10 protein-coding genes, 1 tRNA gene and 1 pseudogene are annotated in these 14,181 nt (G+C 59.1%); 9 read left to right on the top strand and 3 right to left on the bottom strand.

Annotated elements, in window-relative coordinates; genetic code table 11:
- Positions 1-258: 258 nt before the first annotated feature.
- Together glnA and Q8L89_05230 are read right to left on the bottom strand one after the other, a co-directional pair.
- Positions 259-1,665 (bottom strand): glutamate--ammonia ligase, encoded by a 1,407-nt coding sequence (gene glnA / locus Q8L89_05225; protein ID MDP1708450.1) that lies wholly within the window; start codon positions 1,663-1,665, stop codon positions 259-261.
- A gap of 203 nt (positions 1,666-1,868) precedes the next feature.
- A complete protein-coding gene (locus tag Q8L89_05230; GenBank protein ID MDP1708451.1) occupies positions 1,869-2,444 on the bottom strand; it encodes a hypothetical protein in 576 nt (191 codons plus the stop codon).
- A gap of 315 nt (positions 2,445-2,759) precedes the next feature.
- On the opposite strand from Q8L89_05230, the gene glyQ reads away from it, so the two are divergent.
- From glyQ to Q8L89_05245, 3 genes are all read left to right on the top strand, one after another.
- Positions 2,760-3,659 carry a glycine--tRNA ligase subunit alpha gene (gene glyQ / locus Q8L89_05235; protein ID MDP1708452.1) on the top strand — a complete coding sequence of 300 codons (900 nt, stop codon included), beginning with the start codon at positions 2,760-2,762 and terminating at the stop codon, positions 3,657-3,659.
- A 4-nt stretch (positions 3,660-3,663) separates the two neighbouring features.
- The gene (glyS, locus tag Q8L89_05240; GenBank protein ID MDP1708453.1) at positions 3,664-5,763 is read left to right on the top strand and encodes a glycine--tRNA ligase subunit beta; all 2,100 of its coding nucleotides are present in this window, start codon (positions 3,664-3,666) and stop codon (positions 5,761-5,763) included.
- Positions 5,764-5,983: 220 nt separating this feature from the next.
- Positions 5,984-6,697 (top strand): lysophospholipid acyltransferase family protein, encoded by a 714-nt coding sequence (locus Q8L89_05245; protein MDP1708454.1) that lies wholly within the window; start codon positions 5,984-5,986, stop codon positions 6,695-6,697.
- Between the two features lie 205 nt (positions 6,698-6,902).
- Here the strand turns inward: Q8L89_05245 and tsaD are convergent, their stop codons facing one another.
- Complete coding sequence (gene tsaD, locus Q8L89_05250) at positions 6,903-7,901, bottom strand: tRNA (adenosine(37)-N6)-threonylcarbamoyltransferase complex transferase subunit TsaD (protein MDP1708455.1); 999 nt, start codon at positions 7,899-7,901, stop codon at positions 6,903-6,905.
- Between the two features lie 95 nt (positions 7,902-7,996).
- Here tsaD and rpsU point away from each other — a divergent pair.
- From rpsU to rimO, 6 genes and pseudogenes are all read left to right on the top strand, one after another.
- Positions 7,997-8,161, top strand: a pseudogene (gene rpsU, locus Q8L89_05255) (30S ribosomal protein S21).
- Positions 8,162-8,299: 138 nt separating this feature from the next.
- Positions 8,300-8,752: a GatB/YqeY domain-containing protein gene (locus Q8L89_05260; protein ID MDP1708456.1), complete on the top strand. Its 453-nt coding sequence runs from the start codon at positions 8,300-8,302 to the stop codon at positions 8,750-8,752.
- A 56-nt stretch (positions 8,753-8,808) separates the two neighbouring features.
- A complete protein-coding gene (gene dnaG / locus Q8L89_05265; GenBank protein ID MDP1708457.1) occupies positions 8,809-10,617 on the top strand; it encodes a DNA primase in 1,809 nt (602 codons plus the stop codon).
- A gap of 57 nt (positions 10,618-10,674) precedes the next feature.
- Complete coding sequence (rpoD, locus tag Q8L89_05270; GenBank protein ID MDP1708458.1) at positions 10,675-12,516, top strand: RNA polymerase sigma factor RpoD; 1,842 nt, start codon at positions 10,675-10,677, stop codon at positions 12,514-12,516.
- 97 nt (positions 12,517-12,613) lie between these two features.
- Positions 12,614-12,690: transfer RNA gene (locus Q8L89_05275), tRNA-Ile, on the top strand.
- Between the two features lie 11 nt (positions 12,691-12,701).
- Positions 12,702-14,021 carry a 30S ribosomal protein S12 methylthiotransferase RimO gene (gene rimO, locus Q8L89_05280; protein MDP1708459.1) on the top strand — a complete coding sequence of 440 codons (1,320 nt, stop codon included), beginning with the start codon at positions 12,702-12,704 and terminating at the stop codon, positions 14,019-14,021.
- Positions 14,022-14,181: the final 160 nt, after the last annotated feature.

A 14,181-nucleotide genomic window follows, 5' to 3' on the forward strand; every position in this document is an offset into this window, starting at 1 on the left:
GAAAAGCCTGTTTACATGAAAAGTAATAATTTGTTGAAGGAGTTGCACAGCCCGCTCCTTGGCGGCTTTCGAGTTTGTTGTTTCAATCGGACGATTAAAGTACATCCCCCTCTGGATTGCAAGTCTCATGAGGGCGCCTTTAAGACAGAGTATAAGCTGTCTGCCCTGTGCTTAACTGTGCTGGAGCCGCTATGGCCCCGCAAACTGGAATCCAACGCCCCCCAGGGGGGCGTTGGATTTTTCAGCCGTGCTGTTGTCTTAGAGGCTGTAGTACAGATCGTATTCGATCGGGTGGGTGGTCATGCGCAGACGCGTGACTTCCTGCATCTTGAGGTCGATGTAGGAATCAATCATGTCGTTGCTGAACACGCCACCGGCGGTGAGGAACTTGCGATCCTTGTCCAGTTGCTCGAGCGCCATGTCGAGCGAGTGGCATACCTTCGGAATCTTCTTGTCTTCTTCCGGCGGCAGGTCGTACAAATCCTTGTCCATGGCCTCGCCCGGGTGAATCTTGTTCTGGATGCCGTCCAGGCCCGCCATCACCATCGCGCTGAAGGCGAGGTAGGGGTTGGCGCTCGGGTCAGGGAAGCGTACTTCGATACGGCGTGCCTTGGGGTTGGAGACATAGGGGATGCGGATCGAGGCAGAGCGGTTGCGTGCGGAGTAGGCCAGCATCACCGGGGCCTCAAAGCCCGGTACCAGACGCTTGTAGCTGTTGGTGCCCGGATTGCAGAAGGCATTCAGTGCGCGCGCGTGCTTGATGATGCCACCAATGTAATACAGGGCCAGGTCAGACAACCCGCCGTACTTGCTGCCGGTGAACAGGTTCTTGCCACCCTTGGCGAGCGACTGATGGCAGTGCATGCCGGAACCGTTATCACCTACCAGTGGCTTGGGCATGAAGGTGGCCGTCTTGCCAAATTGATGGGCGACGTTCATCACCACATATTTCAGAATCAGGATTTCATCGGCCTTGCGGGTCAGTGTGCTGAACTGGGTGGCGATTTCATTCTGGTTGGCGGTGGCCACTTCGTGGTGATGGGCCTCCACGATCAGACCCATGTCTTCCAGCGCGAGCGACATTGCAGAGCGGATGTCCTGTGAGGAGTCGACCGGGGGCACGGGGAAGTAGCCGCCCTTGACGCCGGGGCGGTGGCCGATGTTGCCGCCTTCGAAGACCTTTTCCGAGTTCCATGAGGCCTCTTCGGAGTCTACCTTGACGAAGGAGCCGCTCATGTCGGAGCCCCAGCGCACATCGTCGAAAATGAAGAACTCGGGCTCGGGACCGAAGTAGGCGGTGTCGGCAATGCCGGTGGATTTCAGGTAGGTCTCGCAGCGCTGTGCGAGCGAGCGCGGATCACGCTCATAGCCCTTCATCGTCGAAGGCTCGACAATGTTGCAGCGCAGCAGCAGCGTGGACTCGTCCATGAAAGGGTCCATCACGGCGCTGTTGGGGTCGGGCATCAGAATCATGTCGGATTCGTTGATGTGCTTCCAGCCGGCGATGGACGAGCCGTCAAACATCTTGCCGTCCTTGAACAGCGAGGCATCAACAGTGTGTGCGGGGCAGGAGACGTGCTGCTCTTTGCCCTTGGTGTCACAAAAACGGAAATCAACAAACTTGACGTTGTTGTCCTTCATCATCTTTAAAACTTTTGCAGACATGATGCCTCCCAAGTGATGTACACAGCGCCGCGTGGCTAAAATCGGCGCAATCGAATAATACCGCCCATTTTTGCACGAAATATGCCATAGGGGGAATCCCTTAATTTAACGGGAGTTTTTGAAACGCGCGGCGCAGAAAGAGCACCTTTACGGTGCGTCAGTGTATTGGATGCACTTTTTTGGTGCTATGCGCCAGGAGGGTTTTAATGGGTGTTTGACGTGCCGGTATCGCGCATGGGCAAACTGCCTGCTGTGCCTTGGCGTACTGTTTCATAGGCCAGACGGCTGCCGGTGTCGAGCCACAGATCGCAGGCAGGCAGCAACTCCAGAGTGGTATTGCCGTTGCCCCGGCCTATGACCTGTAGCACATCCATCAGCGGCACGAAGTCATGCGAGAGATGGGCGTACAGCGGCGCGGCGGAGTTGCGCAGCAGGCCGGAGAGCTGCTGATAGGCGACGCGGCCGAGATCGACGAAATAGCTGATCTTCACGCGCTTGCGTTCAGCCAGGCGCGGGAACAGCCCGGACAACAGCAGGCACTGGTCGCCGACATCTTTGAGTTGCTCCTGCTGCAGGCGGCCTGTTTCGTGGACGCCGTGCAGGTATTCCAGCGCCAGCGTGGTGCCGGTAATATCCGGTCGATTGGCAAAGCGCATCAACAGAAATACCAGATAGCTTTCCAGCTCTTCCACCAGCGCGCAGTGCGCTGTGGCCTCAGCCTCGCTCACCAATTCATACCACTGTGCCGTCGCCGTCGGGTGCATCACCAGGGTCGCCATGCGAATTCTCCTGTGTCGCCACTGTTAAGGAAGCTCTGAATAAGTCCGTCCTGGATTTCTCAGAGCACGAAAAGTGAAAACGTGGTTTTTACTTTGCGCCCTGTTTCAAACACTTGCGTGTTTGAAACAGGGCGGTGCATCCCTGCACCGCAGGAACCTCTGACTTAATCAGAGGTTCCTTAATAAAAGCGGCACGCAGTGCCTGAAACTTGAACGAGCAGGATTCATGCCGGGCGCCTGCACGTGCCGGAAGGGCGCGCTATCGGCTATACTGGCCGCTCCAGATCAGAGACATTACTGTCGAAAGAGTTCACCGTGGAGTCAAACAGCCGACGCCCTCCCGCCACCTTCCAGGAGCTGATCCTCACGTTACAGACGTATTGGGCGGCGCAAGGCTGTGTGTTGTTGCAGCCGTACGATCTGGAGGTCGGCGCCGGCACGTTTCACCCCGCTACCTTTCTGCGCGCCATCGGCCCGGAGCCGTGGCAGGCCGCCTATGTGCAGCCGTCGCGCCGGCCCAAGGACGGCCGCTACGGCGAAAACCCCAACCGCCTGCAGCACTATTACCAGTATCAGGTGGTGCTGAAGCCCTCGCCCGACAACATTCAGGAGTTGTACCTCGACTCATTGCGCGCGCTTGGCCTTAACATGAGCGAGCACGACGTGCGCTTCGTCGAGGACGACTGGGAATCGCCGACGCTCGGGGCCTGGGGCCTGGGTTGGGAGGTGTGGCTCGATGGCATGGAGGTGACCCAGTTCACCTACTTTCAGGAGGTGGGCGGCCTCAAGTGCGCGCCGGTGCTGGGTGAGATCACCTACGGGTTGGAGCGTCTGGCCATGTACCTGCAGGGCGTGGAAAGCGTGTTCGATCTGAAATGGACGGAGAGTGTGAGTTACGGCGACGTCTACCATCAAAACGAAGTCGAGCAATCGAAATATAATTTTGAACACAGCAATGCCGAGTGGTTATTCAGATTATTTGGCGAGTTTGAGTCCGAGGCCAGGCGCCTGCTGGAAAACCAGCTCACATTGCCTGCCTTTGAAATGGTGATGAAGTGCTCGCACACGTTTAATCTGCTCGACGCGCGCGGCGCAATCTCCACCACCGAGCGCGCTGCCTATATCGGCCGCGTGCGTAATCTGAGCCGCGCGGTGGCGCAGAGCTATTACGACTCAAGAGAGGCTCTGGGCTTTCCCATCCTGAATAAAAAATAACGCCATGCAAGACAGTTTACTCATCGAGCTGCTGACCGAAGAGCTGCCACCCAAGTCGCTGCCAAAACTTTCTCAGGCCTTCTGCGAACGAATATTTGAAGGGCTGAGGGAGCAGGGTTTTGTTGCGGCGGATGCAAATTACGCCGTACTCGTCAGCGAGTTCGCCACGCCACGCCGCCTTGGCGTGCTGGTGAAAGACGTGGCCCACACGCAATCGGAACGCATCATCGAGCGCAAAGGCCCCGCGCTCGCCAGCGCCTTCTATGAAAATGAAAAGCCTACGCCCGCGCTCATCGGTTTTGCCAAGTCCTGCGGTGTTGCAATTGAAAAGCTCGAGAAACAAAGCGACAAGAAAGGCGAACACTTTGTGTTCCGCGCCACGCAACCCGGCGAGCCATTGGAGAATCACTTGGCGACAATCGTTGCAGGCGTCATCAAAAAGCTCCCCGTCGCCAAGCTGATGCGTTGGGGCGACAGCGATGTGCAGTTCGTGCGCCCGGTGCATGGTTTAATCATGCTGCATGGCAAAAAGATTGTGGCGGGTGAGGTGCTGGGGCTGCAAAGTGGCAACAAGACGCAGGGTCACCGCTTTTTAAGTGCAGGCGAGGTGGAGATAAAGAGTTCTGCAGACTACACGCAACTCATGCTGGCGAAGGGCCGGGTGGTTGTTAATCATGAGGTACGTTGTGGCTCAATATCTGATCAGCTTGATAGGGTTGCAAAGGACTTGGGGGATTCGGTTACCTGGACAGTAGGAGAAAATATCGCGCTGCTGGAGGAGGTGGCGAGCCTTGTCGAATTCCCAGTGGTCTACGCCGGTCGTTTTGATGCCGCGTATCTGGAGGTGCCGGAGGAGTGTCTGGTTGTCAGTATGCAGCAGAATCAGCGTTATTTTCCCTTGAAAAAGGAAGGCAAGCTCCTCCCTTATTTTTTATTCGCTAGTAATAATGAGGCTGAGGATTCGGCTCATATCATTCACGGTAATGAGCGTGTACTGCGAGCACGTTTATCTGACGCCAAGTTCTTTTTTGAACAGGACAAGAAGTCTAAGCTTGCAGATCGGGTGCCGAAGCTCGCCAATGTGGTCTACCACAACAAGCTGGGTAGCCAGTTGCAGCGGGTGGAGCGCATTCAGAAGCTGGCCGTGGCCATCGCCGAGCGATTCAAGGAAATAAATCGCGTGGCGGATATGCAGCAGGTCGAGCGCGCGGCGTATCTGTGCAAGGCCGATTTGCTGACCGATATGGTGGGTGAATTCCCGGAATTGCAGGGCATCATGGGCAGCTACTACGCACTGCATGATGGCGAGGAATTGGGTGTGGCCAATGCGATACGCGATCACTATGAGCGCGTGCCACGCAAAGCCGTGGGTATTTGTGTAGGGCTGGCGGACAAGCTGGACACGCTGGTCGGAATCTATGGCATCGGTCTTATCCCCACGGGCGATAAGGATCCATTCGCGCTGCGGCGTGCCGCTCTAAGCGTGCTGCGCACATTGATGGAAAACAAGTTGTCGCTCAATCTTATGCAGTTGCTGGAAATCGCCGAGGCGCAGTTTCCGGCAGGTACGATCGCTCAAGACGCCGTGACCAAGCTGTACGAGTTCATGCTGGAGCGCTTGAAGCCCTATCTGCGCGAGCAGGAGTTTGGCGCGGATGAAGTGGATGCCGTGCTGAGCCTCAAGCTCACACGCATGGACTGGATTATTCCCCGCCTCAAGGCGATACAGGCATTTCGCAAGCTGCCAGAGGCGGAGAGCCTGGCGGCAGCGAACAAGCGCATCCGCAATATTCTGAAGCAGGGCAAGGGCGAGGCGCGCGAGGTAATCGACCACGAACTGTTGCAGGAAGATGCCGAGAAAATGCTTGCACATCAGGTGGAGCAACTGGAGGCAGCGGTGATGCCCCTGCTGCACCGTGAAGAATACGAGCAGGCCCTCAAGCTGCTCGCATCATTGCGACCCGCCGTGGATACCTTTTTCGACAAGGTGATGGTGATGGCGGAAGATGCAGGTCTGAGGGATAACCGGCTCGCACTGCTCACCAAGCTGGAGGGTTTGTTCATGCGTGTGGCGGATATTTCCAGGCTGCACTATGGTGCATAGCCCCGAGCCACCTGGAGCTTGTCATTCTCGATGGTGACGGTGTCGGCTGCGGCGAATCTATAACATCACCCGATGAGTAAATTTATGTCCTGGGTGCTCTGGAACCCATCGCGCGCGTGAGTCGTGTGGCATACCGTCGTGGTAGCGACGCGCGGCAGGTTTCCCGCTGGGGTTGCACAATGGTTTGGCGACCTTTGTAAGTTCGGCGTCGGGGGTATTGATGCTATTTTTGCGCTCACTGTTGTTTGCCTGCTGTCAGGTGATTACAACGCTGATATTTGCCCCGCTCAGCGTTCTGGCGGGCCTGCTGCCATTTTGCCACCGTTATCGTTTTATCAGCCTCTGGAGTTACCTCAATCTCTGGTGTGTGGAAAAGATTTGTGGTCTGCGTTATGAAGTAATCGGGAGTGGGCATGTTCCGCCCGGCCCCTGTGTGATTTTGTGCAAGCACCAGTCGGCCTGGGAGACGTATGCGCTGCCCTGCATTTTTCCGCAACCGCTGTCGTGGGTGTGCAAGCGTGAACTGCTGTGGATACCATTCTTCGGCTGGGGACTCGCCATGATGCAGCCAATTGCCATCGACCGTGGCGCGGGCCGCAAGGCGCTGGAGCAACTGGTTGGCCAAGGGATAGACCGGCTCAGCCGCGGGCGCTCGGTGGTAATTTTCCCCGAAGGTACACGCGTCGCGCCCGGTGAAAAGCGCCGTTATGCGATCGGCGGCGCGATGCTGGCCGAACGTTCCGGTTATCCGGTGCTGCCTATCGCGCATAACGCGGGAGAATTTTGGCCCAAGCGTGGATTTATCAAACGCCCCGGCACGATACATTTGGTGATCGGCCCGGTAATCGAGAGCAAGGGCAAAAGTGCGAGCGAGATCAATGCACAGGCAGAGTACTGGATTGAGGCGACTATGGCGCAGTTGCCGCGTGCGTGATGAGGCGTACGCCGTTGTCTCAGGATTTTAGATTCAGCGGCCAGCGGGCGCACCCCTGCGGCGAGATTACGGTACCCGGCGTAGGCGATCATGGCGGCGTTGTCGGTACAGAATTCCAGTCTTTGGTAAAATACCTCCGTGCTGTCGAGTTCGGCAAAGCGTTCGTGCAGTGTCGCAGGGTGCATTCCATACACCCTACCTTGCTTCATGTATTCAAGCCCAGCGGCCAGCGCGCGTGCACGTCGAAGGCCAGCCGGTCCGGGCGCAGGCCTGTGGCGAGATTGCGGTAACCTGCGTAGGCGATCATGGCGGCATTATCGGTACAGAATTCCAGCCGGGGGTAGGATACCTCCGCGTCCAGCTCGGCGAAACGTTCACGTAGCCGCAAGTTCGCGCTCACGCCACCTGAGACCACCAACCGCTGCAGGCCGGTCGCTTGCAGGGCGCGCTCGCATTTGATGGCCAGCGTATCCACCACCGCGTCCTGAAAGGCGCAGGCGATGTCGGCGTAGGCCTGGGCGTCTTGCCCGGCGCTGCGGAGGGTGGTGAGTGCGTGGGTCTTGAGCCCGCTGAAGCTGAAGTCGAGGCCGGGGCGGTCGGTCATCGGGCGCGGGAAGTCGAAGCGGGCTGGATTGCCTTGACGCGCCAGTTGCTCCAGCGCCGGGCCGCCGGGGTAGGCGAGGCCGAGCAGCTTGGCGGTCTTGTCGAACGCCTCGCCTGCCGCGTCGTCGAGCGACTCCCCCAGCAGACGGTAGTGTCCCACATCTGTCACCTCTACCAGCAGCGTGTGCCCACCTGACACCAGCAGTGCGACGAAGGGAAATGCGGGTGGGTCGGGCTCGAGCAGGGGGGCGAGCAGGTGGGCCTCCATGTGGTGCACCGGCAGGGCCGGTACGCCCCAGGCCCAGGCGAGGCTGTGGCCAACAGCGGCCCCGACCAGCAGGGCGCCCACCAGGCCGGGGCCGGCGGTGTAGGCCACGGCGTCGATGTCCTGCGGATGACAGCCGGCCTCAGCCAGTACGGCGCGTATCAGTGGCAGGGTCTTCTGGATGTGGTCGCGTGAGGCCAGCTCCGGCACTACGCCACCGTACTCTGCGTGCAATGCGGCCTGGCTGTGCAGGGCATGCGCCAGCAGCCCTCGCTCGCCGTCATAGAGGGCGGCAGCGGTTTCGTCACAGGAGGTTTCAATGCCCAGGATGCGCATGCGGCGGCTCGGAACAGGTTTTGCAATTATGCGGGTAAGTGCAGTATCATTGCATGTTCTCGATTCTAAGTAACCGATAATTGACAGGATATTCGATGCCGTCCGTACGAATTAAAGAAAATGAGCCGTTTGAAATTGCCCTGCGCCGTTTCAAACGCACCTGCGAAAAGGCTGGCGTGTTGACGGAGTCGCGTCGCCGCGAGTTTTATGAAAAACCCACCTCTATCCGCAAACGCAAGGCGGCTGCAGCCGTGAAGCGCCAGCAGAAAAAGACCCTGCGCGGCAGTCTGGCAGCGCGGGCGATGATGATGCGTCCCGGCGCAGCAGCAGCGGAGAAAGAGCGTCGTCCACGCCGTTCTGGCGGCTATTGATCCACACTCCGGTGCCAATGCCTGCTCATGGCTGATGCCCCGCTGAAGCTGCGGGTTAGCGAGGACATGAAGTCCGCGCTACGTGCGGGCGAGAAGCAGCGGCTGGGCATCATTCGCCTGATTCTGGCGGCCATCAAGCAGCGCGAAGTGGACGAGCGCATCATGCTCGATGACAGTCAGGTGCTCGCGGTGCTGGAGAAGATGGTCAAGCAGCGGCGCGAGTCGATCAGCCAGTACGAAGCAGCTGCACGGCAGGATCTGGCCGACCAGGAGAAATATGAGTTGGGTGTGTTGCAGGCGTATATGCCCGCCGCGCTGAGTGAAGCAGAGGTGGATGCCCTGATCACCGCTGCCATCGCCGAAACCGGTGCAACAACCGGGAAAGACATGGGCAAGGTCATCGCCGCGCTCAGACCCAAGGTGCAAGGCCGGGTCGACATGGGCCAGGTCAGTGCCAGGATAAAGGCAAAATTGGCGTAGAGCCCGAGCGTCTTCTGGACTATGATGGTCCAGTCCCCCGTTCTGAATTTCTGGTCATGGCAGGCCGTATCCCCCAGCAGTTTATTGATGAGTTGTTGACCCGCGTGGATGTCGTCGAGGTGATCGACGCACGCGTGCCGCTACGCAAGGCGGGGCGCGAATACACGGCCTGCTGCCCTTTCCACGACGAAAAAACCCCCTCCTTCACGGTGAGCCCGGACAAGCAGTTCTACTACTGCTTTGGCTGCGGCGCCCATGGCACCGCACTCGGCTTTCTGATTGATTACGAGCATCTTGATTTCATCGAGGCGGTGCAGGAGTTGGCCGCACGCGTGGGTATGGAGGTGCCGCGTACCTCACAGGAAGCTGTCGCCACACCCGCAGGGGCACCACTCTACGGTGTGCTGGAGCAGGCAGCGGCCTGGTACCGACGCCAGTTGCGTGAACATCCCGAGGCCGGGCGTGCAGTGGAGTATCTCAAGGGCCGGGGGCTTACGGGTACGACGGCGGCGGACTATGGCATCGGATTTGCGCCAGCGGGTTGGGACAATCTCAAGCGTGCAACGGGCGCAGAAGAAGGGGCACTGGTTCAGCTTGGGCTGCTGATTAAAAAGGACGAGGGTGGTACCCATGACCGCTTTCGCAACCGCATCATGTTTCCGATCCATGATGCACGTGGCCGCGTCATCGGCTTTGGCGGGCGGGTGATCGATGCAGCGGACGACGCACAGGGACGTGCTAGTGTCGCGGGAAGCAGGACGCCGGAAGCGACGAACCCCAAGTATCTCAATTCACCGGAGTCTGTGTTATTCCACAAGGGGCGCGAGCTGTATGGCCTGTACCAGGCGCGCAAGGCGGTGCGTGCGCTTACGCGTCTGCTGGTGGTGGAGGGTTATATGGATGTGGTGATGCTGGCCCAGCACGGCATACACAACGCCGTCGCCACGCTCGGTACAGCCACTACGCATGAGCATATGGAGCGGTTGTTCCGGGTGGTGCCGGAAGTAGTATTTTGCTTTGACGGCGACCGTGCCGGGCGTGAAGCGGCGTGGCGCGCCCTGATCAACAGCCTGCCGCTGATGCGCGACGGACGCCAGATCGGCTTTCTGTTTTTGCCCGAGGGCGAAGACCCGGACAGCTTGGTACAGCAGGAGGGGAGTGAGGCCTTTCTGGCGCGCGCAACGCGGCCCGTACCGCTATCAGAATTCTTTTATGAAGGTTTAATGGCCGAGGCCGATATAAGCAGCATGGACGGCCGGGCCCGGCTGGTGGAACTTGCGCGCCCGTTACTGGCCAAACTGGCACCAGGTGCTTTTCAGCACATGATGGTGGCGCGACTGGCTGAACTGGTGCGGATCGATGCGCAGCAGCTGGCGCGCATGCTGGCTGCAGGTAAGCCGCCAGCTACTGCGCCGGACGGCAGGCAGGAGCGCTACAAACGGGTGTCGGCGCCCCCGACCGCCATGTCCCAGGCCCGGCTGGTGATTGCCTTATTGTTGAGCCGACCGAGCTTGGCAGCGCAGGCCGGCGATCCACAGCGGTTTGCTGGCCTGGAGGTGGCGGGTGCGGCGTTATTGCAGGAGATGCTGGAATTATTGCACCAGCATCCGCATCTAAGCCCGGCGGCCCTGCTCGAGCACTGGCGCGACACCGAGCAGGGTCGACAGTTGATGAAGCTGGCCCAGTGGCGGCACCCGGTACCTGAAGAGGGGGTGGAGGCCGAATTCCGCATCGCCCTTGAGCGGCTGTATACGCAGGGGCTGGAGCAGCGCAAGGAGCGCTTGATCGATAAGGCGCACCAAGGCCAGCTGAGCGCTGAGGAGAAGCAGGAGATGGCTGCTTGGACGGTTCCCGGTTCTCGCTGACGCAGGCAGTCTGATGTTGTACAATAACAGGTTACTTAACAGGGTTACGGCTACGGCATGAAACAGGAACAGCAAGAGTCCCAACTCAAGCTCCTTATCGCACACGGCAAGGAGCAGGGCTACCTCACCTACCGTGAGGTCAACGATCATCTGCCGGATGAGATCGTCGATCCTGAACAGATCGAAGATATCATCAGCATGATCAATGATATGGGTATTCCAGTGCACGAAGTGGCACCGGATACCGACACCCTGCTCATGGCGGATACCGCCGTCAGCACGGACGATGATGCCGCTGAAGAGGCCGCTGCGGCACTGGCGGCAGTGGACAGTGATTTTGGCCGCACCACGGACCCGGTGCGCATGTATATGCGCGAAATGGGCGCGGTCGAGTTGCTGACGCGCGAGGGCGAAATCGTGATCGCCAAGCGTATCGAAGACGGCTTGTCCCAGGTGCTTTCAGCGCTGGCTACCTATCCCGGCACCATCAGTGACCTCTTGCGTGAGTATGATCGCGCCGAAGGCGGTGAGCAGCGCCTGGCCGATGTGATCAGCGGTTATATCGATCCGCTTGCGCTAGAGGGCGCGCCGGCTGCGGAAGAGGCTGCCAAGAAGTCGGATGACGATGATTCCGGCGACGATGACGATGACAGCGACAGCAGCGATTCAGAAGAGACGCTGGAGACTGGACCTGACCCGGAGGAGGCGCGCACCCGGTTCGCAGCATTGAGAAGCCTGCAGCAGAAACATGCGATGGCGCTGGCCAAACATGGCAAGCCGCACTCGAAAGCCATGAAACTGCGGCAGGAGCTCACCGACTGTTTCATGGAGTTCAAGATGGTACCGCGCCTGATCGACCGGCTGGTCGGCAGCCTGCGCCAAGTGGTGGATCGCATTCGCGCCCAGGAGCGCGTGATCATGGACATCTGTGTCAACAAGGCGCACATGCCGCGCAAGGAATTCATCACCACCTTTCCCGACAACGAGGTAGATCTGACCTGGCTGGATCGCCACATCAAGGCGAAGCGCGACTACTCGTCCACGCTGTCCCAGTACCGTGACGAAATACTGCGTGCGCAGAGTCGGCTGGTGGGTATGCAGGATGAATATGGCATGACCATCGGCGAGATCAAGGACATCAATCGCCGCATGTCCATCGGCGAAGCCAAGGCGCGTCGTGCCAAGAAGGAAATGGTCGAGGCCAACCTGCGTCTGGTGATCTCGATTGCCAAGAAATATACCAATCGCGGCCTGCAATTTCTCGATCTGATTCAGGAGGGCAACATCGGCCTGATGAAGGCAGTGGACAAGTTCGAGTACCGTCGCGGTTACAAGTTTTCAACCTACGCCACCTGGTGGATACGCCAGGCCATTACCCGTTCGATTGCCGATCAGGCGCGCACCATCCGTATTCCGGTGCACATGATCGAGACCATCAACAAGCTCAACCGCATTTCGCGCCAGATGCTGCAAGAGGTGGGGCGCGAGCCGACGCCGGATGAAATCTCCAAGCGGATGGACATGCCGGAAGACAAGGTGCGCAAGATACTCAAGATTGCCAAGGAGCCGATCTCGATGGAGACGCCCATAGGCGATGACGAGGATTCGCATCTGGGCGATTTTATCGAGGACATCAACGTGCTGTCGCCCGGTGACGCGGCTACCTTCGAGGGTCTGCGCGAGGCGACGCTGGATGTGCTGGAAGGGCTGACGCCGCGTGAGGCCAAGGTATTGCGCATGCGCTTCGGCATCGACATGAACACCGACCACACGCTGGAGGAGGTGGGCAAGCAATTTGATGTCACGCGTGAACGCATCCGCCAGATCGAGGCCAAGGCGTTGCGCAAGTTGCGCCACCCGAGTCGTTCCGAGCAATTGCGGAGCTTCCTGGATCTCTAGACGGCAGGGAAAAGAAATAAAGATATAAGAGAAAAGTAAAAACAAGATAACAACCCGCTCGTCTCTTTTCCCTTTGTTCTTTTCGCTGTATTTAACCGGGCCTGTAGCTCAGTTGGTTAGAGCAGGGGACTCATAATCCCTTGGTCGTAGGTTCGAGTCCTACCGGGCCCACCACTTCTGCAACTATGTCGCATACCCCTCCTAAAGTCGGTTTCGTGAGCCTCGGCTGCCCCAAGGCGCTGGTGGATTCCGAGCAGATACTCACCCAGTTGCGGGCCGAGGGCTACGCGGTTGCACCGACGTACCAGGATGCCGACCTCGTGATCGTCAACACCTGTGGTTTCATTGACGCGGCCGTGGAAGAGTCGCTCGATGCCATTGGCGAGGCGCTGGCGGAAAACGGCAAGGTGATTGTGACCGGTTGCCTCGGCGCCAGGGGCGAGGTGGTCAAGCAGGCCCATCCGCAGGTGCTCGCTGTCACTGGCCCGCACGCACTGCAGGAGGTGATGGCCGCAGTGCACACCCATTTGCCCGCACTGCACGACCCGTTTGTCAGTCTGGTGCCGCCACAAGGCGTCAAGCTCACACCCAAGCACTACGCCTATCTCAAAATCTCCGAGGGTTGCAACCACCGCTGCACGTTTTGCATCATCCCTGCAATGCGTGGCGATCTGGTAAGTCGGCCGGTCAACGACGTGCTGCAGGAGGCCGAGAATCTGGTGAATGCGGGCGTCAGGGAGCTGCTGGTGATCTCGCAGGACACCAGCGCCTACGGTGTCGATGTCAAATACCGTACCGGATTCTGGCGCGGGCGGCCGACGAAGACACACATTACACCGCTGGCGCAGGCGCTGGGCGAGCTGGGGGTGTGGGTGCGGCTGCATTATGTGTACCCCTATCCGCACGTGGATGACCTGATTCCGCTGATGGCGGAAGGCAAGATTCTGCCCTATCTTGATGTGCCGCTGCAGCATGCGAGTCCTGCCATCCTCAAGGCCATGAGGCGGCCGGCCAACAGCGAAAACACGCTGGCACGGATCCAGCGCTGGCGCAGTATCTGCCCGGATATCAGCTTGCGCAGCACCTTCATCGTGGGCTTCCCCGGCGAGACGGCGGACGACTTTGAGCGCTTGCTGGATTTCTTGCGGGAGGCAGAACTCGACCGTGTCGGAGCCTTCCCCTACTCGGCAGTGGAAGGCGCGCGCGCCAACGCCCTGGCCCAGCCGGTGGCGGAGGAGGTGAAGCTGGAGCGGCTGGAGCGCTTTATGGCGGTACAGGCGGGTATCTCGGCGACCCGGCTGCAGCGCCGCATAGGGCGCACTTACCCAGTGCTGATAGACGCGGTGGACGCCGGCGGGGCGCGTGCCCGTTCGGCCTGTGAGGCACCCGAGATTGACGGTGTGATCAGGGTTTCAGGCGCAGCGGGGTTGACCGTCGGGGCCCAAATAAAGGTGCGGATTACGGGCGCCGGCCAGCACGATCTGCTGGCCGAGAAAGTGAGCTGATCCAATGTTTGTCATAGCGGGAAAATCTGTGCTAATCTCAGATGGGTTCTATTGCAGTATTGTCCGCTGACGGAGGTTTAAATTTATTCCAGCAAGATGCTTGACAAGGCAAACGCCCTCGTCATACCATCTAACGCGGTTAATATAAAACCTTAGGAAG

It is taken from the genome of Gammaproteobacteria bacterium (assembly GCA_030680605.1).
Taxonomy (GTDB): Bacteria; Pseudomonadota; Gammaproteobacteria; order SURF-13; family SURF-13; genus JAQBXX01.